We start from the raw sequence: 25,923 nt of genomic DNA on the forward strand, positions 1-25,923 counted from the left end.
GAGTAAAACCCTTCGTGTTGTTACTCCCGGAACCCCTCCTCGTCGAGCGCACGATTGAGGTCCTCGCGGACGCGCTCGCCCTGCCCGCGATCGGCAGCGGTCGTCACGACCCGCACCTCCTGGACACTCGATCCGTCGCGCACCAGCAATCTGACGTTGCCTCGTCCGTCCGCGCGGGTCGCCTTCGCCCGCACACCCGTCCGGGAGCCCCGCCCACCGGACTCGATCGGCCCCGGGATCACCTTCTTCACGTGCGGGTGATCGGTCGCGATCGCTACGATCTCCCGGCCCGCGCGCCCGCCGACGAGCGTCGAGTGACTGCCACCGAGTTTCTCCCGCGGCGGCGTCTCGACGACCGCGAGCGGTGACTCCTCGCTTCTGGCGAGCACCGTCTCGACGGCGTCCTCGCCCGGGTTCGCGACCCGACGGAGATCGTAGTGGAGCTGCCCGCGAAGCGTCCCGAGTACGTCGCGCTCGCCGGTTGCGTACACTTCCTCGGGGCGTTTGCGATGGATCTCGTCGGCGACCCTCCCCGCGAAGTTCCGGCGCTCGCGCTTCTCGTCTTCGCCCTCCTCCTGGACCGTCGTCACCGTCCACGTCCCGACGCGCTCGCCCTCGAACAACCCGGTGACGCTCGCGCGCTCGCGACCCAGTTCGCAGACAACGGTGTCGACGTTCGGATGGCGACAGACGAGACAGAAATCGCCGGCCCGATCGAGGCGCGATCCACACCGCCGACACTCCATGCCCCGATTCGAGCGTGCCGGCGGATAAGCCGGTCGATTCAGCCCAGCTCGACGGGATCGGACTTCAGATATTCGCGAAGAAGCACGGTCGCGTACGATCCCTTCGGTAGCCGGAAGGCGAACGTGAGCGGGTCGTCCTCGATCGACAGACCGGTCGTGAGCAGTATCGCCCGTCGGGTGCCCGTCGAGTGAAATTCTCCGGGTAGATCGAACATCGACGGGTCGATCCCTTCCTCGTCGAGAATCGCGCGCTCGATGTCACCCGGCTCGCCGTCGGCGAGTTCCGTCTCGGTGCCGACCAGCGGCGCGGTGACGAACGCCCGTCCGCGTGCAGCGTGTCGATTGACCGTCTCGACACGATTGTCTCCGACCCGCTGGCTCCGGTCGGGATCGGGCAGGGGAAGTCCATCAGGAGCCTCGCTATCGGCGAAACAGACCACGTCGCCCGCGACTGCCCGATCGAACGGCAGTCCTCGATCGAGGCGTACGGAGAGGATTCGGTTGAACAAGTAGGACTGAGCGGCATTGACGAACAGCCGCTGGAGGTTCGACGGGACGGTTTCGAGCGCCGCACGGAAGTCGTCCGAGCGCTCGCCGCCGTTCTCGACCAGTCGGTGGAGCATCGAGCGCTCGAAGCCCAGCTGCCGCGGATAGCGCTCGAGCGCTGTCACCCAGTCCGCCGTCCCCGCTGCGTCGGCCTCGCGATCGACGAACGCGCGCGCCTCGCGGGTCGCGTCCGGCTCCGACTCGTGTGGCTGACCGACGTAGGCGAGCACCGCTTCCCGCCAGTCGCCACGGACGACCGCGAGCCCAACCTCGTGTGTCACCGGGCGATAGGAACCGAACCGCTGCTGGCCGAAGTAGTTCGGTACGCCCACCATCGTACCATCCCTACCGCTTGCGCCGTCCGCGTTTTCGTCCTCGTTGCCTGCGAACGCCAGGAGTGATTCCGTTATTCGCTCGATGGAGTCGGTGTCGGCCTCACGGACGACGATCTCGAAAGCGTTGCCAGCGAGATCGCCGAAGCGTAGTCCACGTCCGGCGCGCCCGATCGGATCGATCGTTGCTCCCCGGAGGTCGATGTCGTCGAGTGCGTCGCTTCCAGCACGCACGGAGAACAGTTGAGTGCTGACGGCACGCTTGTCCTTCGTGCCCGCCCAGTCGATGCGCTCGCGGCTCATTTCCAACTGGCTGGAGAGCGCGCTCACGAAATCGTTCGTGTCCCAGTTCTCGAGCGTCGCCCGGAAGACCAGATGAGGATAGGCGTCCGAGTCGGCGTCGAGCGGTTCGAACTCACCCGTCTCGATCTCGCGCACGCGGAAGTCCGCCGGGCGCGTACGGAATTTCCCACCCGTACCGTCGCCGTCGCTGACGTAGTGATCGATACCGACCGACCGTTCGCTCGGATGGGCCTCGCGCATCAGTGGGCCTCGCCAGCCATCGATTCGCGGTCGTGACTGCCGTTCACAGCGCCGCCGCGACCTCGTCCAGCGCGTCCGTATCGACGAACGCCACGACGTGGTCGCCGACCTGGACGACGGTACCGCCGCGAGGCGTCTTGAGCGAACCGTCGCGGACGACCGCGCCGACGACGAACCCGTCGGGCAGGTCGTGTGCCACGTCGACGATGGACTCGCCGGCGAGAACGCTCTCGCCGTCGACGGTGATCTCGAGCACTTCGGCGCTGTCGCGTTCGAGCGTCGCGGCCTCGTCGGCGTAGTCCAGGGTCGCGCGCGTCGTCTCGTTGGCGACGACCGCCCGCGGCTCGACGGTCACGTCGACGCCGGCCGCCTCGAACAGATCGACGTACTCCGAGTCGTTCACGACGGCGGCGGTGTGGCCAGTACCGACGTTCTTCGCGAGCAGCGCCAGCACGTAGTTCGTCTCGTCGTCGAGCGTCCCGACGAGCAGGTCGGCCTCGTCGATGCTCGTCTCGGTGAGGAAGCCAGCGGTCGTCACGTCGCCCTCGATGACCGTCGTCTCGGGGAGTTCCTCGTCGAGCGTGGCGACGCGCTCGGGATCGTGTTCGACCAGTCGGGGTGTGTAGCCACCCTGTTCGAGCAGTTCGGCGATACGTGTGCCGACCGTCCCGCCGCCGACGATCACCACGTCGTCGTCCGGATCGAGCGCTGCACCCGGTGTGAGCCGTCGCGCGAACCGCCTGACGCTGGAGGGGCTGCCGATGACCACGACCCGATCGTCGGCCGCAAAGACCGTCTCGCCGCTCGGGATCTGGACCGTGCCGTCGCGGATCACGCCGGCGAACGTCAGCGAGGGGAACTCGTCGGCCTCGGCGACGCTCTTGCCGACGAGATCGGCGTCGGCGGCGAGGTCGAACTCCGCCATCTCGACCTCGCCGTCGACGAACGTGCTGACCGCGAGCGCGCCGGGCAGCGCGACCGTCCGGACGAGCGCCGCGGCGGTCAGTCGATCGACCGGCAGCAGCAGGTCGATACCGAGCGCGTCGTCGAACGTCTCCCAGGTCTCGTAGAGATCGGCCGACTTCGCCCGCGCGATCGTGTAGGCGTCCGTGCTGTTCCTGACCGCGCCACAGACCATGACGTTGACCGCGTCGTCGTCCGTGCTGGCGATAACGATCTCGGCCTCGTCGATGCCCGCCGCCTCCAGCGCGTCGAGTGAGCGCCCGTCGCCCTCGATGGCCGTCACACCGAGCGTGGATTCGAGTTCGGCGACGCGCTCGCCGTCCGTGTCGACGACCGCGATCTCGTGGCTCTCGGCGAGATCCTCGGCGATGTACGTGCCGACGTCGCCCGCCCCGACGATGACTACCCGCATCGGCGAATCCTCCTCATGCCGGCGTTCCGACGGGTGTCAGTAAGTGCGTTGTGGTCGCCAGAGAATCGACAGCTTTCGATGGGAATCGCCGGACAGAACCGGATCGGAGGCAATGGCGCGCGGTGAATCCGGCCGAAGGCCGGAGAGCGCGCGAGGTCTGCACGAACGAAGTGAGTGCAGGCTCGTCAGAACGAAGTTCTGACGGTGGATGAGCGGAGCGAGTGAAACGAGCGGAGCGAATCGGTTGGGGAGGTGTATGGGCGTCGCGGGGCGGTAGCGGAGGGATAGTCGTCGCACCGCGAGCGAGGCGAAGCCGAGCGAGCGGCTCTTTTCAGTCCAGGTTTTTTGCGAGTAGTGAGGGACCTTCGGTCCCTCGTACCATGCGAGCGGGCCTTCGGCCCGCGAGCAGAGAGCGGTGTGCGCGGAGCGCGCACCCGACGAGTGAAAAAGTGGTCTAGAACAGTGGGAGGTCGCCAGTAACTCGGTCGACGGTTTCCTCGGAGCCGGGGCCGACCGCGAGCGCCGTCACCGTGCCGGGATCGAGCTGCGTGTGGCCCGCGTCGCGGATGATGGCGTGGGGGAGGCCCTCGCGCTCGGCGCGATCGGCGAGTTCGAACAGCGTTCGCTCGCTATCGCCCTTGAGAACGACTTTCTTCTGACCCGATCCCTTCCACTCGGTTCGCGTGCGCGAGCCGGTGTCCTCGTAGGCCGATAGCGAGGCGTGGGCGACCTGCGCGGCGAGTTTGCCCGTGCCCATCCCGATGTCGGTTCGCGCGACGATGGCCTGTTTCATGGCCGAGTGCGGTCTGGCGTGGATAAATGGTTGACTACTCCGCCGGTGCGCCCGCAATCGTCAGTCCTGCTCGTTTTCCAACCCGAACTCCTCAGCGAGTTGCTCGACCATCCGCTCTTGAGAGATGTTGCCCTTCACGTCCGTCTCCGAAGCCAGCGACTGCAGCTCACGATACGAGAGTTCCTCCAACTCCTCGCGTGTGTCCGGCACTCCGTCTGGGCCAGTGTCCTCGTCGGCCGATTCGTCGTCTTCCTCGTCGGTGGCTTCGTCGGCTGATTCGTCGTCTTCCTCATCAGTGCCCTCGTCGGACGACTCCGCCGACGTGTCGAGCCCCGTCGCGAGTTTCCGGCCGAGTGTCGCACCCATCTCGCGCCCGGCGGCCGCACCGAACGCGCCGAGTATCGATTCGAGCTGTACCTGTCTGAGTAGATCCCGCAGGTCAACCTGCTGGAACAGTTCTTCGACGTTGATCTCTTCGAGTAGCTCCGCCGTATCGACGCCGTCGGACGTGGATTCCTCACTCATGATTACTGTGACCACCGACTGTCTGATCTGCTGTGATTACCTTCCTTCGTCATTCGTGTCGCGGATTTCGTACGTTCTCTCACGGTGTTAACTCCCCGACGGTTCGTCGCTGTCGGAATCGTTGCCGAGCGCTCCGGTAATCATCTCGCCGAGTCGCCGCCCGAGAATCTCGCCGAGCTGCTGGCCCGCCGTGCCCGGCGACGACTCGTCGGCTTCCTCTCCTTCGGCCACCTCGTCAGCGTCCGGCCCGCCCGACAGTTCGTCCAGAACGCTCGTGGTCGCACGCGTGAGTCGGTCCGCATCCGGCATCGCGCCCGAAATCCGGCTCCCGATGCCGGTTGACTGACTCCCGTTGGAGTCTTCCTCGTCTGAGTCTCCTTCCTCGTCTGAGTCCTCTTCAGTAGAGCCGTCGTCTTCGGACTCGTCGCTGCTGTCTCTGTCACGAAGCCAACGTACCGGCGCTGTCAGTACCCGCCAGACACGGCTTGCAGCGCCTCGCAGTGCGTTTATCGGGGCGGTCAGTACGCTCCAGATACCGCTTGCGAGACTCCCCAGCGCACTGAGCGGTGACGTCACCACGTTCCAGACGCGGCGTGCAGCACGGCCCAGCCAGTCGATCGGTGCACCGAGCGTGTTGCCGAGATTGCCCGCGGCGTTTCGCAGCCAGTCGAGTGGTTTCGTGACGAAATCCCATACACGACTCGCCAGACCCCGCAGCGCACTGAGCGGCGACGTCAGCCAATTCAGTAGCTTCGAGACGGAGTTGAGCAGTCGATTGAGTATCGCCGACAGCGGTCCACCGCTGAGCAGACCCGCGACCGCGGAGAGGAGATTCCCGAGGAGGTTCCCGCCACCGGGAATCGCTCGAATATCGAGGACGACCTCGTGCAGATCGACCTCCAGGCCGAGCAGGTCCAAAAACAGCCCTTCGAGGTCGAGATAGAGGACCGTGGTTCCGCGATCGGTCCCGTGACTCGCGGATTCGTCCTCCGAGACCTCGCCCTCGGCCTCCTTCGGCCCGCGGCGTCCTTCCTCTTCTTCTGCCTCCCCCTCTTCTCCCTCCTCGTCGTCCTCGATATCGACGGTCAGCGTGACGTCCTCGTCCTCGCCGTCGATGTCGACCGTCCGTTCGAGCTGCTCTCCCTCGACCTCGGCTTCGACGGTGTATGTGGCGTCTTCCAGTTCGAAGGTGGCTTCGCCGCTCGAATCGGTTCCCTGCCGTTCGGGGTCGTCGAGCAGCCCCTCGACGATGCCCATGTCGTTGCTCTCGACCGTGAGATCCGCCTGTGAGAGCGGATCACCATCGCTGCTCTCGACGGCGACCGTCAGTTCGTACTCGTCCGGCTCTTCGGCTGCTTCGTCCGTGACGAGGGTGAGCGTGCGCTCCTCGTCTGCACCATCGACCGCGATCTGTTCTTCGGCACGGTCGCCGTCGGCGTCGGCTTCGACGACGTAATCGCCGTCCGCGAGGCGGAACGTGACGTCGCCGTCACTCCCGGTCTCCTGCTCTTCGGGGCTTTCGAGCCGACCACTACCCATGTCGTCGGCCGTCACAGTAGCATTCTGGACGTAGCTCCCGTCCTCGTTCTCGACGGTTATCGCCAACTCGTACGTATCGGTTTCCTCACTCTCCGTTTCCTCACTCTCCGTTTCCTCACTCTCCGTTTCCTCACTCTCCGTTTCCTCACTCTCCGTTTCCTCACTCTCCGTTTCCTCACTCTCCGTTTCCTCACTCTCCGTTTCCTCGGAGTCGTCGTTATCGTCGTCGCTCGACTCCTCGCTTTCTTCTTGCTCGTCGGACGAATCCGACGATTCGTCCTGCTCCGAGTCCTGTGCTTCCTCGTCGTCCGTGTCCTCATCGGACTCGTTCTCGTCCTCACCACCATCCGTAACTATCGTACGCACCCGTGGGTTTTCGGGGAGCGTTCTATCGTCTCCACTATTGGAATTCATTGATCATACTCTGGTCACGCCTCAGTTAAATAGCTACAGCTTGCACATACCGACTCAGAGGGCCACGAGCGTGCCATCACGACGAACGAAACGGACGCCGTCGGCGATGCTTCCGGTGAAGCCTACTGATCGCTCCGCTCTTCGAGCTCGTCGCTGATCTCCTCGGCCGTCGACTGGAGTTCGTCGTCCGACATCTCGTCGACGTCCGGCGTCCCGTCGTCCGCATCATCGCTTCCCGACTCGTCCGCATCGTCGCTTCCCGTCTCGTCGTCCGCATCGTCGCTTCCCGTCTCGTCGTCCGTGTCGTCATCGCTGCCGTTTTCGGTCAGTTGCTGGACCTGTTCGTCGAGTTTCTTCCCGAGGAGTTCGCCGAGCAGCCGGCCGACCTGTTCGCCGACCTCGCGCCCGACGGCCTCGAAGCCGCCGTCGCCATCACCGAGGCTGTCGAGTAATCCATCGCTGACCCCGCTCTGGAGGCTCTCGACGAACTCCGACGAATCGCTCCCGGACTGGTCGTCCGTTCCGCTCCCGGCCGTGTCCGATTCCGAGGTGCTCATCGTTGTCCGTTGCGGGCTTCGGTACTTATAGATGCGGCCGGCAAACGCACGGCAGTACCGAACGGACGACCGCTCGAAACGAGTCTCGGAACACGGACCTCACTCTTCGGGGTTCGAGTCGTCGAGCGCGCGCTGGCGGTGCGCTCGATCCCACTCCTCGAAGATGCCGTATTCGGTCATCGTCGCCATGCCGGCCAGCGCCGCCCGGAGTTTCAGCCCGACCAGCGGGATGTCGGCGACGCTAATGATCGCGTCGGCCTCGATGACCGCCCCGTCCCGCAGGATGACGTCGATCAGATCGACGATGACGTCGTCATCCGCCCGTTTCGGTTCCATCCTCACCCCCGATCGCCGGCACGAACGAGTACGGCGGCCACGGCCCGGTGAACCGGACCTCGACGCCCGTCTCGGCCGCAACCTCGTCGAGCATTTCACCCATCCCCTCCTCGTCGTCCTCGGTCGCGAGCACGGTGAACCGCGCCTGGGTCTCCATTCCGTCGTCGTCGCCATCCTCGTCGTCGAGCGTCGTCCGTTCACCGAGTTCGTTCACGTCGAGAACGAACTCGTCGAGTCGGTCACGCAGCGCCGCCGCGCGATCGGTGCGGCGCTCGCGGCGCAGTTCGCGAAGACGCTGGTCGTACTGCTTTTCGAGCATGAACGCCGTCCCCGAGCCCGCCGCCTCGATCTCCTCGTCGAGTTCGGCGAGTCGGTCGTCGCTCGCGACGAGATCCTCGCGCAGTGCCTCTTCCTCGCGCCGGAGCTCGACGCGGTACTCCCAGTGGCCCGCGAGTCGATCGAGATAGTCGCCGAGCGTCCCGCGCTCCTCGGCGACCCACTCGCGCACGCGATCGTCGTCGCCCGTGAGAACGGTGTCGAACTGGAACGGGATCGGCGTGCCGAACGCCTCGCCCGCCGCGTCGACGACGTTCTGATGCTGGAGCACCCACTTGCGGAGCTCGTCCATATCGGCGGTGTCGTACAGCGATTCGCAGTCGTGGAGCACGACGCCGATGTCGTCGACCGCGAGCAGTCTGACGGGCTCGTCGTCGACACCGTCGGTGTCCAGATCGGTCCCGTCGTCGACGGTGACCGCACAGTAGAGATAGCGTCCCTCCTCGAACTCGGTCTCTCCCTCGGTGTCGGTATCGTCGGCCATTATTCGATCACTCCTCTGTCGTCGCGTTGGGGTTTGTCGGCACGTTCGACGAGATCGCGGACCAGTCCGTCGAGATCACCACGGAGATCGTCGACCGGCTCCTCGATCCCCTCGTCCTGCTTGATCCCCTCGATCTCGTCTTCGAGCGCGGCGAGCTGCGAGCCGAGCCGCTCGATCTCCTCGTCGGTGAGCTCGCCCGACTCCATCCGGCGGATGGCCTCGCGCTCCATCGCGTCGACCAGCAGCTCGACGACCGTGACGACGAGCGTCATCAGCCCGTCGCGCGCCTCGTCGCCGTCGACGTCAATCGTCGTCATCTGCCTCCTCCGCCGCGGCGTCGCTCTCCGCGGCCTGTTCCGTGTTCGACGCCGATTCTCCGTCGGCGTCCTCGTCGCTGGCATCCTCGTCACCGCCTTCGTCGCCGTCGGCCTCGTCGCCACCGCCCCCCGCCGATTCCGCACGCGCGCCGTCGTTGGGCCGCGTGCCGAGCTCCGGTGCGGACTGGCGCTCGGTGTCGGACTGCTCCTCGTCGTCGAGCGCCGCGTCGTCCTCACCACCCTCGACGGTGACGGTGTCGTCGTCTTCGAGCTCGCTCCGACCCGATGCCTGCTCGACGCGGCGCATGTCGGTGCCATCCGGGAACTCGAGCCCGTACTCGGCGGCCGTCTCGAACGAGGCGATCGCCGCCCGGAGCTGCACGCCGAGGAGTTCGGTGTCGCCGATCGAGACGACGATGTCGGCGTTGATCACGACGCCCTTGTCGAGCAGCATCTCGACGACGTCGGCGAGGCTGTCGGACTGGCGCGTCGGCCCGCCGCTGTTACTCATCGTTCCCCTCCCGCTCGTCGAACCGCCGACCGTAGATGCGGTAGTGGCCGGGCGCGCTCGAATGCTGTGTCTGCTTCGGCACGGTCGAGAAACTCGCCGACGACCAGCCACCCGCCTTCCAGCCGGATACCATCGTCGAGTAGGCCGTCGGGTTCCGCGAGGAGGGTTGGCCCGTCCCGCCGCCGGTCTTCTCCTCGACTTTCTCCTGGGCCGTGTCGCGCGCCTCCTTCAGCTGATCGCGAGCGTCGAGGGCGCTCTCGCGGAACTCCTCGACGGCATCGCGGAGCTGTGACTGGATGGCGAGCTGTTTGGCCTGTCCGTCGTCGAGGATCGACTCCTCGCCACCGTTCGCGTCGCCCGAACCGGACATGTCGAACGAGTCCATGAGACCGGAATCGTCGCCGCTCTCGCCGTTTCCGCCGTTGTCGTCCTCGTCATCGGTGACGTCGGCGGTCGCTTCTTCGAGTTCGTCCTTGTTCTGCATGAACGAGCGCACGTCCACGGCGTCCCAGAGCTCGCTGAACTCGACGAGCGACGCCAGCTGTGTGAGATCGACCGCGCGCCGCGGCTCGGCGTTCGCGATCGCTTCGGGCACGTCCTCGCCCTCGATGGCACTCGGCAGTTCGCTCAGCTCCACTGCCTCGGGCAGCTCCGAGAGATCGACCGTGTCGAGCAGTTCCTCGGTCTCCTCGATGACGTCGACGAGGTCTTCGATCTCCTCCTTGGCGTCCCCGTAGCTCTCTTCGCCGCTCAGCACGCCGAGCAGCGAGTCGATGTCGCCCTCGGCGCGGTCGAGCAGCGCCGCCATCTCGTCGTCGGAGTCGACGAGCCCGCTACCCTCCTCGCCATCGCCGTCGGCTCCGTCACTGCCGTCGCCACCGTTCTCGTCCTCCGCGGCGGATTGTGAGCTTTCGAGCGCCGAATCGAGCTTCTCGGCGGCTTCGGCCATCGGTTCGCTATCGTCACTCATTCCGTTCATCCTCCAGCCACACGTCCAAAACTCCGTTGTTGAACGACGCGTCGGCGACGATGAGCCCCGTCTGCGGGAGCGGGACGCGCTCGACGACGCCCTCGTCGTCGGCGACCAGAAGCGTCCGTCCATTCCCGCCGACGCCCGCAGAGAGTTCGTGCGGATCGACGTCGGACAGATCGATCGTCACGACCTGCCCCGTCTCGGTCTGGCTGACGGTCGCAGCGTGATCGGTTCCCGAGATGAGTTCGGCGCTTTCGTCGTCCCCGACCTCGGTTCCGTCGCGCCCGTCGATCCCGGACTGCGGACCGATGCCGACGCTGAGACCGTAGTCGAGTCGTTTCCGCCCGCTGCGTGCGCTCCCGGTTCTCGATCGCTGGCGCCGGTCGTCCTCGTCCATCTCGGCGAGGGTCTCGAACAACCCCGAGAGGATCGTCCGAACGACGCCGGTGTCCTTCTTGTCTGTCATTGTTTGACCTCCACTTTGTTCGTCAGCGTCTCGCGCGCCTCGCGCGCCACGTCCAGTTGCGTCCTGAGTTCCTCGCGGCGACGCTCGTACTCCTCTTCCGAGCGATCGCCGATCTCGAACAGCAGTCGATTTTCCTTGATCTCGTCACGGATCGCTTCGACGTCGTACAGCTCCTCGACGGCCATCGAGTGGATGACGTTGCCGACCGCGACGATCGGCCGGAGCAGTAGATCGTCGATGATGAACATTACTGTTGGGTGCCGATCTCGATGTCCACGAAGTTGTACGGCGGCCACGGCCCCGTGTACTGGACCGTGAGGACATCGCCGTAGTCGTCGGTGACGGCGTCGACCGCCTCGTCGAAGGCGGCCCGTTCGTCGCGGTCGACGAGATACGAGCGGTTCATCACGAGGCGATCGCTGAAGCGATCGTTCTCCTCTTCCTGGACGCTCGCGGCGGCGAAGCGTTCGCCCGCCGCTTCGCGGATCTCGTCGGCGTCGACCGTCGCGTCCTCGTCGACGACGAGTTTGACGCCGAACTCGGCCAGTCCTTCGATCTCGCGCAACGACTTCGTGAACGCGCGCCGCCCGCCCCGGAGGACGTTCTTCAGCGTGCGCGCGTTCTTGAACACCGAGCCGAACTGCATCGGGACCACGGTTCGGCCGCCCGCATCGAGCAGCACGTCCTGGAGCACGTCGTCGTGCGCGCGGGCGTTCTCGTCGGTGAGCTCGGGGTCGAGCGTGTCGATATCGGTCACGACGGCCGCGAGCGGCCCGTGGCTCACCGTGTATGCTTGCGTCGCTCCGGCGACACCGTCGATGTCGAGTTCGAAATCGGCGTCCTCAACGACGCCGTAGGCGTAGAGATGATCACTCATGATCTGAGTATGGACGTACTGCGCGTCGTGGCCCGGGTTCGGCGGTCGCGCTAATAGGCGTGTCGCCGGCACATGCAGCCACCCCCACCCCGACCGCCCCGCTCTCCAACCCACACTCGGGTTGCCTGCCCCTGCTGGCCCAAAGGATATTATACCGGGCGGAGTTGTGCTGGTACGATGAGCGCACGACCCTCAAGCGACAGTCTGGCCGAAGTGCTCGATCGGATCCTCGACAAGGGGATCGTCATCGACGTCTGGGCACGGGTGTCCGTCGTCGGGATCGAGATCCTCACCGTCGAGGCACGGATCGTCGCCGCGTCCGTCGACACGTTCCTCCACTACGCGAAGGAGATATCGAAGTTGGAGATGGCGACCGAATCGGGCGATCTGGAGGACCTCAAGGACCTCGACCTCGGCACGTCGCCGATGACCCAGCCCGAGCCCGACGAGCCGGAGGTCCGCATCGAAGAGGACGCCGAGCAGTAGACGCGACCGGGGCACCGAGCGGTAATTTATTCACGACGCCGAATACGTAGGACATCATGGCCGACCTCGATCCAGGCGAGCACACGATAGACGAACTGCGCGACGAACTCGACGACATCGACGACCGCGAGACGCTCGAAGAGCTTCGCGAGGCCGAAACCGACGGCGAGGACCGGACCGGCGCGAAAGAAGCCATCAACGAGCGCCTCGATACCGTCACCGACGACGAAGGCGACGGTGACGACGAAGACGGAAGCGAGAGCGGTGGCGACGGGGACGACGAGGACGAAGAAAGCGAAGAGGAGAGTGACGACGAGGAAGACGGTGACGACGAAGAGAGCGATAGCGACGAGAGTGCAGGGAGCAGTCAGGACGGCGATGCGGTCGGCATCGTCGAGGTTCGCGATCACGTTCGGCAGAGCGCGAGCGATCTCATCGGTCGCCCGCTCGACGGCATCGTCGAAATCGAGCGCACCGACGATGGCTGGCGCGCGCTGACCGAGATCATCGAGCGGCGCTCGGTGCCCGACACCCAGGACATCCTGGGGCGCTACGCGCTCGATCTCGACGATGCGGGGCGCATCATCGGCTATCGTCGGCTGGAGCGCTACCGGCGCGGCGACACCAAACGCGACGAGGAAGCACCCGCCGGCGGCTGACGGCCGGAAACGGAGAGGACTTTAGGAGCCACGTCGGTACGAACGGGTATGATACTCGCCGATGGGGACATCCGGCGGCGACTCGACACGGGCAAGCTCGTCATCGAGCCGCTCGCCGACCCCGAGCTCCAGATCCAGCCCGCGAGCGTCGATCTCCGGCTCGGCCACGAATTCCTCGAGTTCCAGCGGACGAACATCCCCTGCATCCATCCCGATTCGGAGAACGAGGTCGACGAATACGTCACCGAGACGGTGGTCGACGATGGCGGGGAGTTCATTCTGCATCCCGGTGATTTCGTGCTCGGGACGACCGTCGAGCACATCGGGGTGCCAGACGATCTCATCGCACGCGTCGAGGGCCGGTCGTCGCTCGGGCGGCTCGCGATCGTCATCCACGCGACGGCGGGCATCGTCGATCCAGGCTATCAGGGCCAGGTCACGCTCGAACTCTCGAATCTGGGTACTGCGCCCGTCGCGCTCACACCCGGGATGCGCATCTCACAGGTCATCTTCACCGAACTCAAAAACGCCGCCGAGGTGCCCTACGGCGACGAGCGCGGCTCGAAATATCAGGGCCAGGTCGGCCCGCAGGCCTCGAAGATCGGCAACGACGACGAGTTCGGCGGCAGCCAGCGGCCCGGACGAGAAAATCGTGACCGGCGAGCGAGCGAGGTGGATGGGGCGAACGAGATGGGGGGCGAGCGATGAGGTTCATCGAGGAGATCGTCGTCGACGAGTTCCTGCCGACGTTCCGCTCGCTGCTGGCCGAGCGCCTGCGCGAGCGCGATCTCACCCAGAGCGAGGTCGCCGAGATCCTCGGCATCAGCCAGTCGGCGGTGTCGAAGTACGCCCACGGCGAAGTCGCGCGCAACGAGCGCGTGCTCGACGACGAGCGCGTCGCCGGGCTCGCTGAAGATCTCGCCGAGGGGCTCGCCAACGACGAACTGACGAGCGTCGGCGCGCTCGTCGAGAGCGAGATCCTGATCCGCCAGCTCGAACGGGACGATCTACTCTCGGAGCTTCACGCGGCGGCGATGCCCGGGCTCGCCGAGTACGACGGGTTCGACGTCCACGATCCGGAGAGCAGCCTCCGGGCGGCCGAACGCGCCCGCTCGTCCGTGCGCCGCGGGATCGGCACGCTCGAAGCCACGAGCGGGTTCGCCGGACTGATCCCGAACGTCGGCTCGAACCTCGTCGAGTGCGTTCCCGACGCCACCGACATCGACGACGTGGCGGGCGTCCCCGGTCGCATCTTCGACGTCAAGGGGCGCACGACGGTTCCCGGCGACCCCGAGTTCGGCGTCTCTGGCCACGTCGCCGGCGTCCTGCTCGCCGCGCGCGACAACGGCAACGACGCGCTCGCCGCGCTCAACCTCGCCTACGACGCCGATCTCGTCGACCGACTCGAATCACAGGACTTCTCGACGGTGGAGTTCGACGGCGAACGCGACACCGACGAGGCGATCGCCGCCGTCGACGCCGCCGCTGCCGACGCACTCTACCACACCGGCGGCTTCGGCGTCGAGGCCAACGTCTACCTGCTCGCATCGAGTGCCGCCGACGCCGCTGCCCGCGTCCGCGATCTCCTCTGACGATGAGCGATGGGCGCGCCAGCGGGGAGGGAGGGGATGGCACGAGCGAAGCACAGGACTTCTACGGCCGCTGGGCGCGTCTCTACGACATCATCGCCACCCTTCCCGGGATCGGCTCGTGGCGCGAGCGCGCCGTCGAGAGTCTGGCACTCTCGCCCGGCGACACGGTCGTCGAGATGGGCTGTGGCACGGGCGCGAACCTCCCGTATCTGCGCGAGGCGGTCGGGCCGTCGGGCACGGTCGTCGGCATCGATTTCACGCACGGGATGCTCGGTCGTGCTCGCCGACACGTCGCGACCGCCGGCTGGACGAACGTCCATCTCGTCCGCGGCGACGCCACCGCGCCGCCGATCGAACGCGCCGACGCGGTGCTCGCGAGCTTCGTCGTCGGCATGCTCGGCGATCCGGCCGCAGTCGTCGAGGACTGGCTCGCGCTCGTGCGCTCGGGTGGGCGCGTCGCGCTGCTCGACGCCACGCGCAGTACCCGGACGAGCGCGAAACCGCTCGACGCCGCCTTTCGGTTTTTCGTCGCCGCGAGCGCGCCGCCGACCCGGAAGTTGCGCTATCCGACCCCACCGTGGAAACCGCTCGACGAGCGCGTCACCGCTGCTCGCCAACCGCTCGAAGAGCATACTGAAGAGTACGACAGTACGGAGTTCGCGCTCGGCTTCGTCCGTCTGGCGAGTGGGCGCGTTCCCTGACATTCCATACCCGCCAGTTCTCGGTCGGCTTCGTCCCGCTTTGATCGTGGTTAGCGCACGGTTCCCGACTCGTCGATCGGGCCGAATCGCACGTATCGAGCGAGCGACCGCCAGCCGAGCGCGAGCAGACAGGCCCCGATCGCATCGGCGAGCGCGTCGGCGACGCTCGCGGTCCGGTAGGCGATCGGCCACTGGACGATCTCGATACCGATGCCGAAGGCGACGGCCAGGCCGACCGCGAGCGCCAACCGGGCACGACCGTTCTCGATCGAGGCGTACGCGAGCGTTGCCGTCAGACCTGCATACGCGAGCGCGTGCGACCACTTGTCCATCCCGACGAGCCCGAACGGCCCGACGCTCGGCGTTCCGCTCGCCTCGACGACCGAGGCGACGAGGACGACGCCGGCGACCAGCACGACGAGTGCGTAGCGAACCCGGCGATCGACGAGCGGGACGGACGGCGACGCCATGTTACGGACTCCGCGACCGGCGGCAAAAGCGGTGCGATGGCGGTCGAGTCGTGTGATCGGACATCCAAAGGTGTATAACGGATGTTCTCGGAAAAATCAACGGATGGAGTACGGTCTCGTCGCGCTGTGGTGGCTGACGTACGTCGGTCTCGCGCTGTTCGGTCTGCCGGTGGCCGCGCGGCTGTGCTCGTCGCTACCGGGCCGCGGTGCGGGCTTTTCGTTCGCCATCTCGCTGACGATCATGACCCTCGTCGCCTTCTGGGTCGGCTTCCTCTCGCTCGGCTGGGTCGCCCTGTTCGCGGGGCTCGTCGCGCTCGCGATCTGTGCGGTGCTCGCGGCCCGGTCGGACGTCGAGATCGATCGCCGGGCGACCGTCGAGGCGGTGGCGGTGTTCACGCTCGTCTACCTGTTCGTCATCGCGCTGCGATCGGTCGAGCCGGGTATCACGCCGGGCGGCGAGAAGTTCCTCGATTTCGGGCTCGTGGCGTCGCTGTACCGTGCCGGAAGCCTCCCGCTCGAGGACTTCTGGTTCGCCGGCGAGTCGATGATCTACTACTACGGCGGCCACTTCGTCGTCACGCTGCTGGCCCGTCTGACCGACACGGTCCCGTGGACGGCGTTCAACCTCGGGATGGCGGGACTGTTCGGCTCGCTCGGGGCTGGCGCGTACGAACTCGCCGGTGCGGTCGCGGTCGGGCGACGTGCCCGCCGGACGGTTCGCTCGTACAGTAGTCGAACGCGCCGGATCGCCGGCGCGACGGCGGTCTTCTTCACGATATTCGCGAGCAACCCCTCGACGGCAGTGCGCCTCCTCATCAAGCGACTACCGGCGTCGATCGGCGAAGGAGCCGCCGACGCGTTCGCGGCGGCACACTCCAAGCTGCCGGACTATCAGGTGCTCCGGCCGATCCCGAGGGACTACCAGTACAAGGTCGCCGGGCGCATCATCCCCGAAACGTACGACCCGTTCCCGCTGTTCGGCGCGGTCCGGGGCGACATCCGCCCGTACTTCACGAGCACGCCGTTCCTGCTCTGTGTGGTCGGGCTGTGTTACGCCTACTACCGCACGCCCGCCGCGTCGATCCGTCGCCGGCGTGCGCTCGTCTTCGGTGCCGTGCCTGTCGTCGGCGGGTTCATGGCGCTCGTCAACACCTGGAGCCTGGCCATCGTGCTCGGCGTGACGTGGCTGACGCTGACGTTCGCCCCCACCGACCTGCGCTCGCTCGTCCCGACCCGACTCGCCGCCCGCATCGACCGTATCGTGGGCGACCCACCGACCAGCAGGCCGCGAGGGGCGTTCGTACGGACGGCCGGCGCGGCCGGACTCTCGGCGGTCGTGGGCGTGATCGGCGTTCTCGCCGCACTCCCCTTCTTCCTCGGACCGGTGCAGGCCGGACCGAGCACGTCGTTGAGGGTGCTCGACGCCGCCGCGCGCAGTTCGATCGGTTCGCTGCTGCTCGTCCACGGAGCCTTCCTCGCGATCTTCCTTTCCCTCCTGCTCGCCCGCAGTCGCCGGCGCTGGTCGTCGACCGTCGCCGTCGCCGGCGGGCTCGGGTTCGTCGCCCTCGTCGCGTTCGTCCCGAGCGCACTCGCGCCGATCGCACTGTTCGCGGTGCCGCTCGTGCTCTGCTGGTATCTCCTCGCGACCGACCGCATCGGCTTCGTCGGCGTCCTCGTCGTCGCCGGGTTCGGACTGCTCGTGCTGCCCGAGCTCGGCTTTCTCGCCGAGGGTGGCGACGGCCGGTTCAACACCGTCGTGAAGACGTACATGCCGACGTGGATCCTCTGGGCGAGCGCCGCCGGCGTCGTCCTGCCGCGACTCGTCCGCGGTCACGGCCCGTGGAACTGGACGCGCCGCCAGCAGGTCGGCAGCGCTCTCGCCGCCGTGCTCGTGCTCTCGACGGCCGCGTTCGGCGGCGTCGCCGTCCAGCGCCATTTCGCCGATCCGAACGTCGAGGAGCCGACGCTCGACGGGCTGGCGGCCGCCGAGGAGAACGTTCCGGGTCAGGTCGCGGCGATCCGCTGGCTCGACAACCGGTCCGGCCGGCCGACGATCGTCTCGGCACCCAGCCGCTACGTCTATCGCTGGAGTGCGAGCCCGGCCGCCAGCCTCACGGGCGTCCCGACGGTCGTCGGCGTCTCTCACGAGGCGCAGTATCGCGGCCGGCAGACGTATCTCGACCGTGTGTACGCCGTCAACACCATCTATCTCGGCTCGGCCGAGCGCCGTGCCGCGCTGCTCGAACGATACGACGCGCAGTACGTCTACGTGGGGCCGACCGAGCGCGATCGGTACGGCGACATCCGCCCGTTCTCCGATCTGGAGGGCGTCTCGGTGGCGTTCCAGGAGGACAACGTGACGATCTATGCGGTCGATCAGGAGCGGCTGGAAGCGCCCCCGGAAGAGACGTGAGCCGGTTCAGGCGTTGGCGGCCGACAGCCACGGGATGGCACGCGCGCCGAGGCGACGGAGCAGTGCCGAGGAGCCGTAGCCGAGCACGCCGACCGCGATCATCCCGACGACGATGTTCGGATACTCGCCGGCGGTGAAGGCGTTCCAGATGAAGTAGCCGAGCCCGCTGCTCGACAGCAGTTCGGCGGCGACGAGGCTCACCCACGCGAGCCCCATCGCGTTGACGAGCCCGGTGTAGATCGACGGCAGCGCGCCGGGCAACACCACGTGTCGCATCGTCTGGAACTGGGTGGCTCCGAGCGAGCGCGCCGCCTGCGGATACTCCTCCTCGACGCCGCGAACGCCCTCGATCGTGTTGAGCAGGATCGGGAAGAACGCCGCCAGGAAGATGATGAACCGGACGATGTTCGCGGGCGTCAGCAGGATGATCGTCAGCGCTGGATACCAGGCGATCGGTGGGATCGGACGCAGCACTTCGAGCGCCGGGAAGGTCAGATCGGAGAAGATTTCGCTCCGGCCGATGAGCAGCCCGAGCGGGATCGCGACGACCGTCGCGATGGCGAAGGAGAGATACACTCGGAACGTGCTCCGGCCGACCTCCTGCCAGAAGGAACTTCTCGCGGCCGCGTCGGCGAACGCGACCACCACCTCGACCGGCGAAGGAAGGCTCGGGATCGCTCCGACGAGCATCGTCACGACCGCCCAGATGGCCAGCAGCGCGAGCAGCGACGCCGACTGTTCGAGTCGCCGTGCGTACGCCATCAGACACGCCCCTCCGCCTGCTCCATCGCGCGCTCGGCCTCGTCGTGGATGCTCTCGCTGGCGCGGCGCTGGAGTTCGTTGAACCGATCGGTCGTGACGATGTCGGTGCTTCGCGGCCGTTCGAGATCGACGTCGATGACGTCCTTGACCTGCCCCGGGCGGGCGGTCATCACGACGACGCGGTCGGCGAGCAGGATGGCCTCCTCGACGTCGTGGGTGATGAAGAGCACGGTCCGATCGTCGTCCTCCCAGACGTCGAGCAGTTTCTCCTGCATCAGCTCCTTGGTCATCGCGTCGAGCCCGCTGAACGGCTCGTCCATCAGCATGATGTCCGGATCGTTCGCGAGCAGTCTGGCGAGCTCGGCACGCTGTTGCATCCCGCCGGAGAGCTCGTGCGGATACGCGTCCTCGAAGCCGGAGAGCCCCATCTGATCGAACAGCGACGCGACGCGGCTCTCGTCGACGTCGTCGCGCATCTGCGGGCCGAAACGGACGTTCTCGCTGATCGTCTTCCAGGGGAACAGCCGGTTTTCCTGGAAGACGACGCCGCGCGAGGGATCGGGCCCCTCGACCGGTTCGTCGTTGACCAGCACCTCGCCCTCGGTGGGATCGAGATAGCCCGCGATGCACTCCATCACGGTGGACTTGCCACAGCCCGAGGGACCGAGCACGGTGACGAACTCCTCGGCTTCGATGTGGAGATCCATCCCGTCGACGGCGACCAGTTCGTCCCCGTCGTCGCCGTAGACTTTCGTCAGATCCTGGATGTTGACCGTCCCGGAACCGCTCGATTCGGTCCACGAGCGGCGCTGTTCGGCGGACTGTTCGTCGGTGTCGGAACGCGTCGTAGTGTCTGTGTTGTGTTCACTCATGGATTACTCCGTCGACCAGGGCATCAGCCAGTTGCCGAGCGCCTCGACGAGCGCCGAGGTGGCGTAGCCGAGCGCGCCGACGGCGAGCATGCCGATGACGACGACCTGGTTCTGTAGCAGTCGCGACCCCTGGATGATGATGTAGCCGAGTCCGGGGCCGCCAGTGAGCAGTTCGGCGGCGACGACCGTGATCCAGCCGAGGCCGACGCCGAGCGACAATCCGGTGATGATCGAGGGGAGCGTCGCCGGCAGTACGACGTGCCGGAAGACGTCGCCCGAACCGGCCCCGAGCGAGCGGGCGGCCTGACCGTACTCCGTCTCGATGGTGCGTGCGCCCTCGATCGTGTTCGTGAAGATCGGGAAGAACGACCCGATGAACACGACGAACAGCGCGGGCAGCGGTACCGAGATCGATCCGAGCGCGAGCGCCGGGAAGACGATGATGGCGATCGGCAGCCACGAGATGGGCGGGATCGGACGCAGCGCTTCGAGCGCCGGGTAGAGCAGGTTCTCCCAGCGATCGCTCGTTCCGACGACGAGCCCGAGCGGAATGGCCAGCAGCGCCGCCGCGACGACGCCGACCGCGACCCGCGCGCCCGAGTAGACGGCGTGGAGATAGATCGTGTCGCCACCCTCGGTCAGCGGCTGGCCGGCGAGCGCGCCGGCGAACTCGACGATCGTCGTCACGGGGCTGACGAAATGCTCGAAGTTGAGCACGCCGAACTCGTAGAACAGCCACCAGACCGCGACGAAACCGACCAGCGAGACGAGCTTGCGAACGCCGCGCGTCGGCGACGGCAGGCCCCCGGCGAACCCCTCGACGAGCCGATCGCTTATCGAGCCGGTGCTCATCGTCCGCCTCCCGAGTCGTTGCCGGCCGAGCCGTTCGCCGCCGAACCGTCTCCACCGGAGCCGTTGCCCGCGCCGCCGGCCGAGCGCGGTGCCCATCCGACGCTGTCGCCGAGTTCGGCCGCCGCCTCGTCGAGGATCTCTGGTTTATAGCGGTCAGCCGGTGGCGGCGATTCGAGCGCACCCTGGCGCGTGAGGAACTTCGGTCCGGTCTCCTTCATCAGCTTGCCCGGCTCTTTGGCTCGCTCATAGTCGGTCGCGAACTTGAGCCGCTGGACGTCCTCGCCGATCGGCGGATCGCGGTAGGCTCCCCAGCGCAGCGTCGAGCGGTCGAAGTAGCGCAGGTCCTGTTCCTGTTCGACCAGATCGAGCGTTCGCTCACGGTCGCGCGCGAAGACGCGCGTCGCCTCGAGCTCGGCCTTCAGGATGGCCTTCGCCGCCTCGCGGTGGTTCTCGATGAGATTGTCGGTCATCGGGAGGCCGCCGGCGTCGATGATGTCGTACTCCGCACCGGTCGAGACGTACTTGGTGAGATCGTCTTCGAAGACCGACTTCGCGATCGAGGGCTCCCAGCCGAGTCCCGCCGCGATGCGTCCCTCCCGGAGGTTCGCGAGGATGGTCGAGATCCCCGTATCGACCATCTCGACCGTGCTCGTGTCGATCCCCTCGGCGTCGAGCAGCCGGAGGAGATAGCGGTGTGTGCACGACCCCTTGGTGACGCCGACGGATTTGCCGGCGATATCGGAGATCTGCTGGATATTCGAGTCTTTCGGGACGATGAGGAGGTTACACTGCTGGCCGTGTGACCAGTTGGCGAGCCCGACGAGGCTCGCCGGGGTTTCGGTCTGGGCGATCGTCGTCAGCGCGGGCATGTCGCCCATCCAGCCGGCCTGGTTCTTGCCGACGCTGATGCGGTTGCCGATGACCGCTCCCTGGAGCGCCGACTGCCACTCAAGCGAGTAGCCGTCCGGGAGGTATTTCTCGGGGATATCGCTGTGTTTCATCACCAGTGCCTCCCAGGCGTGCGCCGAGAACGGCTGATAGCCCATCGTCAACGTCGTCGTGGTGCCGCTGGCCGAACCGAGACAGCCGGCCAGCAGCCCGGTAGTGCCGATGGCCGCCGCCCCGAGGAACCGCCGCCGAGAGCTGGTCGTCGATGCCTCTGGTCGTCGTCGCTGTTGGTGCCGATTCATGATTCATCGTCGTCGTTCGCGTCCCGATACGCCGCTGCCGGCGCCGTGCCGGCTGTGTCGAGTGGGTGAAAACTACCCACCGCGCCTCGTAAGTTACCTATGGGATACTGTTCGGCTGATCGTTCCTGAAGCTGTTGCTTTCGTGTGCAAGATTTCAAAAACGATGGCGACCGCTCAGTCGAGTTCGCCGGAACGGATCGCCGCTTCCGCCGCGTCGAGCGCCGCCTCGCGGTCGAACGCGTCGATCGCCTGTTCGCGTTCGTCGTCAGGGCGGTCGGCGAGATCGCGGGCGTGGGCGGTGATGTTCGGGATCGCGCGGACGAGGTTGTCGACGACGGGGACGGCGGCGACCTGCGGCGAGCGCGAGAGCGGGTTGAGATCGACGACGATCTCGGTCTTGCCCATCGCGCCGAGCGCCTCGGCCCGGTCGCCGTCCTCCAAGGGAACGAGTACGACGTCGGCGGCGTGGATGCCGTCGGCGGCGACTTTCGCGCGCTCGCTCGTGAGCCCCGGAATCCGTTCGTCGGCCGTCCGACCCTTGACGTCCGTGGCCCCGTGGTCCTGGAGATGATCGGCGATGGCGGCGATCCGCTCGTCGGTCCGGTTGAACAGGTTGACCTCGATGGTCGCCCCGGTCGCGTCGGCGAGGGCGACGATCTCGTCGGGGACGAGCGCTGCGGCGTTGCCGTTGATCGAGAGCACGGGGTGGTCGGCGCGGAGGAGGTGGGCGGCGGCGGCGCGTTCGGCACGGTCGGCGCTCGGGAGCGTTCGCTCGCCCAGCAGATAGTCGAAGGCCTCGCCGCGACCCTCGGCGATGAGCCCCTGCTTGTGGGTGAGCCCGGCATCGACGCCGTCCTCGATCCGATGGCGGGTGTGGAGGGACTCGCTGCGAGGGTGATCGTCTGGCACCTCGATCGTCATGGCCCCACTGTGCAGCCACTCGGGAAAAACCTTACACCAGTCGCGCGCCCGCACGATCGATCTCGCAGCTCGCGGGTTCGTAGCCGGCCCGCGTCAACCCGTCACCGAGGGCGATCACCGTCTCGCCGAGCATCGCCATCGCCGCCTCACCGCCCGCGTCTCGAACGTCGTCGATGGCGCGCTCGACGGATGGGGTGAGTAGATCGGCGTCTTTGGCGAACGCCCGTGAGCAAGCGAACAGGTGCGGGAGCGTCGGTGCGTCGCGCAGCGCCGCGAGCGCCCGCTCGCCGGCCTGCGTGAGCGTCTCGACGTCGCCGCCGATGATCTCGCCCGTCGAGCGCCCGCCGAAGGAGACGTACTCGACGCGGGTCGGTGGGGTAGCGATCCCGTTGAGTTCCCCGTGGCCGGGTGCGCCCGGCTCGCATCTGAGCGGTGCCCCGCCGCGAGCCTGTGCGACCACGTCGCCGAGACCGGTCCCCGCCGCGACCTCCGCGGCGTGGGCGACGCTCACGAGTTCGTTTTCCGTCCGTTCGAGATCGAATCGCTCGTTCGCTACGAGTACCGCGCCGAGCGCCGCCCCACCCGAGACGCCGAAGCCGGCGCTCACCGGAAGGTCGCTCTCCACGCGCACTGCAGCACTCACGTCGAGCCGATCGAGCGTGCCCGTGACGGCCTCCATCTCGACCGTCTCGCCGTCGAGTTCGACGGTCGTCTCGTCGGCCGGCACGACCGTCACCGTCACCCCCGCCGACAGCGCGAGCCCCGCGCCCCGCGATCCCGCCTTCCGGGGATCGTCGGCCGGATGGACGCTGAACAGCCCCGTGACGTGGCCCGGAACGAACGCCTGCGGCGGCTCGTCCGTGGGCGATTCTCGGTGGGACTCCGCGACCGTCATACGATCGCCTCGGCAGCCGCAGGGATAAATACGCCCGTTCGTCGTGCGCGATGTGGGAATCCCCACCTGCAGATGCCGGCGATAACGCTTTTTGTGGGTCGTCACCACAGCCAGTCTGCGAATGAGTGACGAGGAGCCGATACGCGAATCGACCGACCACGCCGCCTCGGGTGCGCCGGATGCCGGCTGGGCGGTCGGCGACCGGTTCTCTTCCGAGGAGATATTTCAGCGTGTGCTCGCCACCGCCGACGAGGAAGTTTCGACCGGCACCCGCGAACTGCTCTTCAGCGGACTCGCCGCGGGGTTCGCCATCGTCCTCTCGTTCGTGGGCCACGCCGTCGTGAGCGCGTACTTTCCCGAAAACACGCTGCTCGGCTCGCTGCTCTATCCGATCGGCTTCATCTACATCATCCTCGGCCGATATCAGCTCTACACCGAGAACACGCTGCCGCCGGTGGCGCTCGTTCTCGCACGCCTCGCCAGCCTCCCGCTCATGCTGCGCATCTGGCTGGTCGTGCTGGTCGGGAACGTCGTCGGGGCCGCACTCGGCGTGTTCGTCCTCGCCAACAGTCACGTGCTCTCGACGGCAGCCATGAGCGCCGGTGCGGAGTTCACCCGGACGGGACTCGAAACCGCGTGGTGGGACGTCTTCTTCAAGGCGCTGTTCGCCGGATGGCTCGTCGCCGGCGTGGTGTGGCTCAGTCACGCCGTGCATGACTCGATCGCGCGCCTGCTCCTCATCTATCTCGTCTTTTATACCATCGCCGCGGCCGAGCTCTACCACGTCGTCACGACCGCCGCCGACGCACTCTTCTCGGTGTTCATCGGCGACGTCGGTCTCGTCACCGTCAGCTACGAGTTCTGGCTTCCGGTGCTGCTCGGCAACACCATCGGTGGCGTCTTTCTGGTGGCGCTCGTGAACTACGGGCAGACCGAACGTCAGCGCTTCCCCGAGGTCCGCGAACTCTCGACGCGCGAGTGGCTGTTCGGATGGCGCGGCGGCCGGGACCGCGACCCGATCGACGTCGAGGAAGCCGGCCCCAGGGACGACTGAGTTCCACGGTTCGTCGGCTCGCTCCCCGCACTACCGGCCGCCCCGACGAACGATCGGTCAGAACAGTTGAATGAGGGTTATCAGTCCGTAGCCGAGCGCGAGCGCGAGTGCGAGCGAGCCGATCCACGCGAGCACCGTGTTCGCCATCTTGCGCGTGCTGACGCCGGCCCCGCCGGCCGCGAACCCGCTGCCGACGACCGCGCTGACGATGATCTCGTTGAACGAGACGGGAATGCCGAAGACGACCGCGGTCTGTGCGATGGCGAACGACGGGATGAGCGCCGCGATCGAGCGCCGCGGACCGAGCGAGGAGTAGTCCTGTGCGATCGCCTTGATCATCCGCGGCGCGCCCATCCACGAGCCCGCGAGCAAGCCGATCCCGCCGAAGACGAGCAGCGCGAACAGCGATATCGTGATCGGCAGCGGGGTCCCGTTGACCGCCGCGAGCAGCGGCCCGACGGCCAGCCCGACCTGACTCCCGCCGGCCGAGAACGCCACGAGACCGCCGAGCGCGAGCAGGAAGTGGCGCTCGGCCCCCTCGATATCCGAATTCAGATCCCAGACGAGTGCGCCCGCGACCGCCACGGCGACGAGCAGCGAGACGAGCGCTTGCCCGATCGCTGGCGAGAGTGGTAGCTCCGCCGTCGCGGCCGCGGCGATCGATGCGCCGCTCGAATCCGACCCGAGCAGCGTGAACGGGATGTTGGCGACGATGAGCCCGATGATGGCCCCCAGCGCCGGGATGGTGTATCGCTCGGGGATCGACTCGTGGCGAAGCACGCGCGCGGTGACGTAGGCGATACCGCCGCCGACGAACGGGACGAGTATCCACAGCGTGCCGATTTCGACGTATTTCGGCCAGACCGGGCTGCCGCCGAGTCCGAGCCCGACGCCGACGACCGCGCCCGTCACCGTGAACGCCGTCGCGATCGGATAGCCGGTGAAGATGCCGACTGCGACCAGCCCCGCAGCGAGCAGCAGCAACACCGTGGCTGCCGTCGGCGAGAGCGTGAGCCCGCCCACGAGTCCCGTCCCCACTGCGTCGGCGACGTTCGCGCCCTGTAATATCGCTCCGAGCAGTCCGAGGATGCCGACGAGAAAGCCCGCGCGCATCACCGAGATCGCGCGCGCACCGACGGCGGGCGCGAAGGGGGTCGATCCCGACGAGCCGGCACCGATCGTCCACGCCATGAACAGGCTCGCGAGCGTCGCCACGGCGAGGATCGCGAGCGTTCCGAACGCGACCATCAGNGCCCGCTCAGAGATGTGTATAAGAGACAGGCAATCCACCGCCCGCGACACGTTTTCCTTCGTCGATACGACTGCGTCCCACCGACGTACGTGGTACTCATACCATCCCTCCACGACGCCAGCGGATAAACGGTT

Annotated in this window: 30 protein-coding genes; 7 read left to right on the plus strand and 23 right to left on the minus strand. The window is 67.0% G+C overall.

Going from position 1 to position 25,923, the window contains the following annotated elements; translation table 11 throughout:
• Positions 1 to 20 precede the first annotated feature (20 nt).
• From C451_RS07090 to C451_RS07160, 15 genes are all read right to left on the minus strand, one after another.
• Positions 21 to 746: a DUF2103 domain-containing protein gene (locus C451_RS07090; protein ID WP_007739227.1), complete on the minus strand. Its 726-nt coding sequence runs from the start codon at positions 744 to 746 to the stop codon at positions 21 to 23.
• A 38-nt stretch (positions 747 to 784) separates the two neighbouring features.
• Complete coding sequence (gene truD, locus C451_RS07095; RefSeq protein ID WP_007739228.1) at positions 785 to 2,167, minus strand: tRNA pseudouridine(13) synthase TruD; 1,383 nt, start codon at positions 2,165 to 2,167, stop codon at positions 785 to 787.
• A 43-nt stretch (positions 2,168 to 2,210) separates the two neighbouring features.
• Positions 2,211 to 3,542 (minus strand): Trk system potassium transporter TrkA, encoded by a 1,332-nt coding sequence (gene trkA, locus C451_RS07100; RefSeq protein ID WP_007739230.1) that lies wholly within the window; start codon positions 3,540 to 3,542, stop codon positions 2,211 to 2,213.
• A 454-nt stretch (positions 3,543 to 3,996) separates the two neighbouring features.
• The gene (gene pth2, locus C451_RS07105; RefSeq protein WP_007739232.1) at positions 3,997 to 4,335 is read right to left on the minus strand and encodes a peptidyl-tRNA hydrolase Pth2; all 339 of its coding nucleotides are present in this window, start codon (positions 4,333 to 4,335) and stop codon (positions 3,997 to 3,999) included.
• Between the two features lie 60 nt (positions 4,336 to 4,395).
• Positions 4,396 to 4,860, minus strand: coding sequence for a hypothetical protein (locus C451_RS07110; RefSeq protein ID WP_007739234.1), 465 nt, complete (start codon positions 4,858 to 4,860; stop codon positions 4,396 to 4,398).
• 87 nt (positions 4,861 to 4,947) lie between these two features.
• A complete protein-coding gene (locus C451_RS07115; protein WP_007739235.1) occupies positions 4,948 to 6,765 on the minus strand; it encodes a hypothetical protein in 1,818 nt (605 codons plus the stop codon).
• A 170-nt stretch (positions 6,766 to 6,935) separates the two neighbouring features.
• On the minus strand, positions 6,936 to 7,370 hold the full coding sequence (locus tag C451_RS07120) for a hypothetical protein (protein WP_007739236.1): 435 nt from the start codon (positions 7,368 to 7,370) through the stop codon (positions 6,936 to 6,938).
• Positions 7,371 to 7,469: 99 nt separating this feature from the next.
• Positions 7,470 to 7,706, minus strand: coding sequence for a gas vesicle protein GvpM (gene gvpM / locus C451_RS07125; RefSeq protein WP_007739237.1), 237 nt, complete (start codon positions 7,704 to 7,706; stop codon positions 7,470 to 7,472).
• On the minus strand, positions 7,684 to 8,526 hold the full coding sequence (gvpL, locus tag C451_RS07130; RefSeq protein WP_007739240.1) for a gas vesicle protein GvpL: 843 nt from the start codon (positions 8,524 to 8,526) through the stop codon (positions 7,684 to 7,686). Before gvpL ends, gvpM begins: the two co-directional genes overlap by 23 nt.
• Positions 8,526 to 8,843 (minus strand): gas vesicle protein GvpK, encoded by a 318-nt coding sequence (gvpK, locus tag C451_RS07135; RefSeq protein ID WP_007739242.1) that lies wholly within the window; start codon positions 8,841 to 8,843, stop codon positions 8,526 to 8,528. Before gvpK ends, gvpL begins: the two co-directional genes overlap by 1 nt.
• Positions 8,830 to 9,354 (minus strand): gas vesicle protein GvpJ, encoded by a 525-nt coding sequence (gene gvpJ / locus C451_RS24045; protein WP_007739244.1) that lies wholly within the window; start codon positions 9,352 to 9,354, stop codon positions 8,830 to 8,832. The genes gvpK and gvpJ overlap by 14 nt, the downstream gene beginning before the upstream one ends.
• A complete protein-coding gene (locus C451_RS07145) occupies positions 9,347 to 10,324 on the minus strand; it encodes a hypothetical protein (protein ID WP_007739246.1) in 978 nt (325 codons plus the stop codon). The genes gvpJ and C451_RS07145 overlap by 8 nt, the downstream gene beginning before the upstream one ends.
• Complete coding sequence (gene gvpH, locus C451_RS07150; protein WP_007739248.1) at positions 10,317 to 10,793, minus strand: gas vesicle protein GvpH; 477 nt, start codon at positions 10,791 to 10,793, stop codon at positions 10,317 to 10,319. Before gvpH ends, C451_RS07145 begins: the two co-directional genes overlap by 8 nt.
• Positions 10,790 to 11,041, minus strand: a complete 252-nt coding sequence (gvpG, locus tag C451_RS07155) for a gas vesicle protein GvpG (RefSeq protein ID WP_007739250.1) — start codon at positions 11,039 to 11,041, stop codon at positions 10,790 to 10,792. The genes gvpH and gvpG overlap by 4 nt, the downstream gene beginning before the upstream one ends.
• The gene (locus C451_RS07160; RefSeq protein WP_007739251.1) at positions 11,041 to 11,670 is read right to left on the minus strand and encodes a GvpL/GvpF family gas vesicle protein; all 630 of its coding nucleotides are present in this window, start codon (positions 11,668 to 11,670) and stop codon (positions 11,041 to 11,043) included. The genes gvpG and C451_RS07160 overlap by 1 nt, the downstream gene beginning before the upstream one ends.
• 177 nt (positions 11,671 to 11,847) lie before the next feature.
• Between C451_RS07160 and gvpA the strand changes: the two genes are divergently transcribed.
• From gvpA to C451_RS07185, 5 genes are read left to right on the plus strand one after another with little or no spacing between them, the layout of a single operon-like run.
• A complete protein-coding gene (gvpA, locus tag C451_RS07165; protein WP_007739252.1) occupies positions 11,848 to 12,156 on the plus strand; it encodes a gas vesicle protein GvpA in 309 nt (102 codons plus the stop codon).
• A gap of 56 nt (positions 12,157 to 12,212) precedes the next feature.
• Positions 12,213 to 12,815, plus strand: a complete 603-nt coding sequence (locus tag C451_RS07170) for a gas vesicle protein GvpO (RefSeq protein ID WP_007739253.1) — start codon at positions 12,213 to 12,215, stop codon at positions 12,813 to 12,815.
• 48 nt (positions 12,816 to 12,863) lie between these two features.
• Positions 12,864 to 13,523 (plus strand): dCTP deaminase, encoded by a 660-nt coding sequence (gene dcd / locus C451_RS07175; RefSeq protein ID WP_007739254.1) that lies wholly within the window; start codon positions 12,864 to 12,866, stop codon positions 13,521 to 13,523.
• A complete protein-coding gene (locus C451_RS07180; RefSeq protein WP_007739255.1) occupies positions 13,520 to 14,407 on the plus strand; it encodes a thiamine-phosphate synthase family protein in 888 nt (295 codons plus the stop codon). Before dcd ends, C451_RS07180 begins: the two co-directional genes overlap by 4 nt.
• Before the next feature lie 2 nt (positions 14,408 to 14,409).
• Positions 14,410 to 15,108, plus strand: a complete 699-nt coding sequence (locus C451_RS07185) for a class I SAM-dependent methyltransferase (RefSeq protein WP_007739256.1) — start codon at positions 14,410 to 14,412, stop codon at positions 15,106 to 15,108.
• Between the two features lie 50 nt (positions 15,109 to 15,158).
• Here C451_RS07185 and C451_RS07190 read toward each other — a convergent pair whose 3' ends face one another.
• Entirely contained in the window at positions 15,159 to 15,578 is a 420-nt protein-coding gene (locus C451_RS07190; protein WP_007739258.1) for a VanZ family protein, read from the minus strand.
• A 103-nt stretch (positions 15,579 to 15,681) separates the two neighbouring features.
• On the opposite strand from C451_RS07190, the gene C451_RS07195 reads away from it, so the two are divergent.
• Entirely contained in the window at positions 15,682 to 17,991 is a 2,310-nt protein-coding gene (locus C451_RS07195) for a DUF2298 domain-containing protein (RefSeq protein ID WP_007739259.1), read from the plus strand.
• Between the two features lie 6 nt (positions 17,992 to 17,997).
• On the opposite strand, the gene C451_RS07200 is transcribed toward C451_RS07195, so the two are convergent.
• The 6 genes from C451_RS07200 to C451_RS07225 form a co-directional block, all read right to left on the minus strand.
• Entirely contained in the window at positions 17,998 to 18,753 is a 756-nt protein-coding gene (locus C451_RS07200) for an ABC transporter permease (RefSeq protein WP_007739260.1), read from the minus strand.
• Positions 18,753 to 19,625, minus strand: a complete 873-nt coding sequence (locus C451_RS07205) for an ABC transporter ATP-binding protein (RefSeq protein ID WP_007739261.1) — start codon at positions 19,623 to 19,625, stop codon at positions 18,753 to 18,755. The genes C451_RS07200 and C451_RS07205 overlap by 1 nt, the downstream gene beginning before the upstream one ends.
• 3 nt (positions 19,626 to 19,628) lie before the next feature.
• Positions 19,629 to 20,477 carry an ABC transporter permease gene (locus C451_RS07210; protein ID WP_007739263.1) on the minus strand — a complete coding sequence of 283 codons (849 nt, stop codon included), beginning with the start codon at positions 20,475 to 20,477 and terminating at the stop codon, positions 19,629 to 19,631.
• Positions 20,474 to 21,667: an ABC transporter substrate-binding protein gene (locus C451_RS07215; RefSeq protein ID WP_007739264.1), complete on the minus strand. Its 1,194-nt coding sequence runs from the start codon at positions 21,665 to 21,667 to the stop codon at positions 20,474 to 20,476. The genes C451_RS07210 and C451_RS07215 overlap by 4 nt, the downstream gene beginning before the upstream one ends.
• A 174-nt stretch (positions 21,668 to 21,841) precedes the next feature.
• Positions 21,842 to 22,588 carry a 4-phosphopantoate--beta-alanine ligase gene (locus tag C451_RS07220; RefSeq protein ID WP_007739266.1) on the minus strand — a complete coding sequence of 249 codons (747 nt, stop codon included), beginning with the start codon at positions 22,586 to 22,588 and terminating at the stop codon, positions 21,842 to 21,844.
• A 31-nt stretch (positions 22,589 to 22,619) separates the two neighbouring features.
• Positions 22,620 to 23,483, minus strand: coding sequence for a pantoate kinase (locus tag C451_RS07225; protein ID WP_007739267.1), 864 nt, complete (start codon positions 23,481 to 23,483; stop codon positions 22,620 to 22,622).
• A gap of 121 nt (positions 23,484 to 23,604) precedes the next feature.
• Between C451_RS07225 and C451_RS07230 the strand changes: the two genes are divergently transcribed.
• Positions 23,605 to 24,537 (plus strand): formate/nitrite transporter family protein, encoded by a 933-nt coding sequence (locus C451_RS07230; RefSeq protein WP_007739270.1) that lies wholly within the window; start codon positions 23,605 to 23,607, stop codon positions 24,535 to 24,537.
• Positions 24,538 to 24,594: 57 nt separating this feature from the next.
• Here C451_RS07230 and C451_RS07235 read toward each other — a convergent pair whose 3' ends face one another.
• A complete protein-coding gene (locus C451_RS07235) occupies positions 24,595 to 25,785 on the minus strand; it encodes an inorganic phosphate transporter (RefSeq protein WP_007739272.1) in 1,191 nt (396 codons plus the stop codon).
• Between the last annotated feature and the right edge of the window lie 138 nt (positions 25,786 to 25,923).

Source organism: Halococcus thailandensis JCM 13552 (genome assembly GCF_000336715.1).
GTDB lineage: Archaea > Halobacteriota > Halobacteria > Halobacteriales > Halococcaceae > Halococcus > Halococcus thailandensis.

Excerpts from the sequence above, each read along its gene's own strand:
- C451_RS07090 (WP_007739227.1), bottom strand. The coding sequence starts at position 746 with ATGGAGTGTCGGCGGTGTGGATCGCGCCTCGATCGGGCCGGCGATTTC.
- truD (WP_007739228.1), bottom strand. The coding sequence starts at position 2,167 with ATGCGCGAGGCCCATCCGAGCGAACGGTCGGTCGGTATCGATCACTAC.
- trkA (WP_007739230.1), bottom strand. The coding sequence starts at position 3,542 with ATGCGGGTAGTCATCGTCGGGGCGGGCGACGTCGGCACGTACATCGCC.
- pth2 (WP_007739232.1), bottom strand. The coding sequence starts at position 4,335 with ATGAAACAGGCCATCGTCGCGCGAACCGACATCGGGATGGGCACGGGC.
- C451_RS07110 (WP_007739234.1), bottom strand. The coding sequence starts at position 4,860 with ATGAGTGAGGAATCCACGTCCGACGGCGTCGATACGGCGGAGCTACTC.
- C451_RS07120 (WP_007739236.1), bottom strand. The coding sequence starts at position 7,370 with ATGAGCACCTCGGAATCGGACACGGCCGGGAGCGGAACGGACGACCAG.
- gvpM (WP_007739237.1), bottom strand. The coding sequence starts at position 7,706 with ATGGAACCGAAACGGGCGGATGACGACGTCATCGTCGATCTGATCGAC.
- gvpL (WP_007739240.1), bottom strand. The coding sequence starts at position 8,526 with ATGGCCGACGATACCGACACCGAGGGAGAGACCGAGTTCGAGGAGGGA.
- gvpK (WP_007739242.1), bottom strand. The coding sequence starts at position 8,843 with ATGACGACGATTGACGTCGACGGCGACGAGGCGCGCGACGGGCTGATG.
- gvpJ (WP_007739244.1), bottom strand. The coding sequence starts at position 9,354 with ATGAGTAACAGCGGCGGGCCGACGCGCCAGTCCGACAGCCTCGCCGAC.
- C451_RS07145 (WP_007739246.1), bottom strand. The coding sequence starts at position 10,324 with ATGAGTGACGATAGCGAACCGATGGCCGAAGCCGCCGAGAAGCTCGAT.
- gvpH (WP_007739248.1), bottom strand. The coding sequence starts at position 10,793 with ATGACAGACAAGAAGGACACCGGCGTCGTTCGGACGATCCTCTCGGGG.
- gvpG (WP_007739250.1), bottom strand. The coding sequence starts at position 11,041 with ATGTTCATCATCGACGATCTACTGCTCCGGCCGATCGTCGCGGTCGGC.
- C451_RS07160 (WP_007739251.1), bottom strand. The coding sequence starts at position 11,670 with ATGAGTGATCATCTCTACGCCTACGGCGTCGTTGAGGACGCCGATTTC.
- gvpA (WP_007739252.1), top strand. The coding sequence starts at position 11,848 with ATGAGCGCACGACCCTCAAGCGACAGTCTGGCCGAAGTGCTCGATCGG.
- C451_RS07170 (WP_007739253.1), top strand. The coding sequence starts at position 12,213 with ATGGCCGACCTCGATCCAGGCGAGCACACGATAGACGAACTGCGCGAC.
- dcd (WP_007739254.1), top strand. The coding sequence starts at position 12,864 with ATGATACTCGCCGATGGGGACATCCGGCGGCGACTCGACACGGGCAAG.
- C451_RS07180 (WP_007739255.1), top strand. The coding sequence starts at position 13,520 with ATGAGGTTCATCGAGGAGATCGTCGTCGACGAGTTCCTGCCGACGTTC.
- C451_RS07185 (WP_007739256.1), top strand. The coding sequence starts at position 14,410 with ATGAGCGATGGGCGCGCCAGCGGGGAGGGAGGGGATGGCACGAGCGAA.
- C451_RS07190 (WP_007739258.1), bottom strand. The coding sequence starts at position 15,578 with ATGGCGTCGCCGTCCGTCCCGCTCGTCGATCGCCGGGTTCGCTACGCA.
- C451_RS07195 (WP_007739259.1), top strand. The coding sequence starts at position 15,682 with ATGGAGTACGGTCTCGTCGCGCTGTGGTGGCTGACGTACGTCGGTCTC.
- C451_RS07200 (WP_007739260.1), bottom strand. The coding sequence starts at position 18,753 with ATGGCGTACGCACGGCGACTCGAACAGTCGGCGTCGCTGCTCGCGCTG.
- C451_RS07205 (WP_007739261.1), bottom strand. The coding sequence starts at position 19,625 with ATGAGTGAACACAACACAGACACTACGACGCGTTCCGACACCGACGAA.
- C451_RS07210 (WP_007739263.1), bottom strand. The coding sequence starts at position 20,477 with ATGAGCACCGGCTCGATAAGCGATCGGCTCGTCGAGGGGTTCGCCGGG.
- C451_RS07215 (WP_007739264.1), bottom strand. The coding sequence starts at position 21,667 with ATGAATCGGCACCAACAGCGACGACGACCAGAGGCATCGACGACCAGC.
- C451_RS07220 (WP_007739266.1), bottom strand. The coding sequence starts at position 22,588 with ATGACGATCGAGGTGCCAGACGATCACCCTCGCAGCGAGTCCCTCCAC.
- C451_RS07225 (WP_007739267.1), bottom strand. The coding sequence starts at position 23,483 with ATGACGGTCGCGGAGTCCCACCGAGAATCGCCCACGGACGAGCCGCCG.
- C451_RS07230 (WP_007739270.1), top strand. The coding sequence starts at position 23,605 with ATGAGTGACGAGGAGCCGATACGCGAATCGACCGACCACGCCGCCTCG.
- C451_RS07235 (WP_007739272.1), bottom strand. The coding sequence starts at position 25,785 with ATGGTCGCGTTCGGAACGCTCGCGATCCTCGCCGTGGCGACGCTCGCG.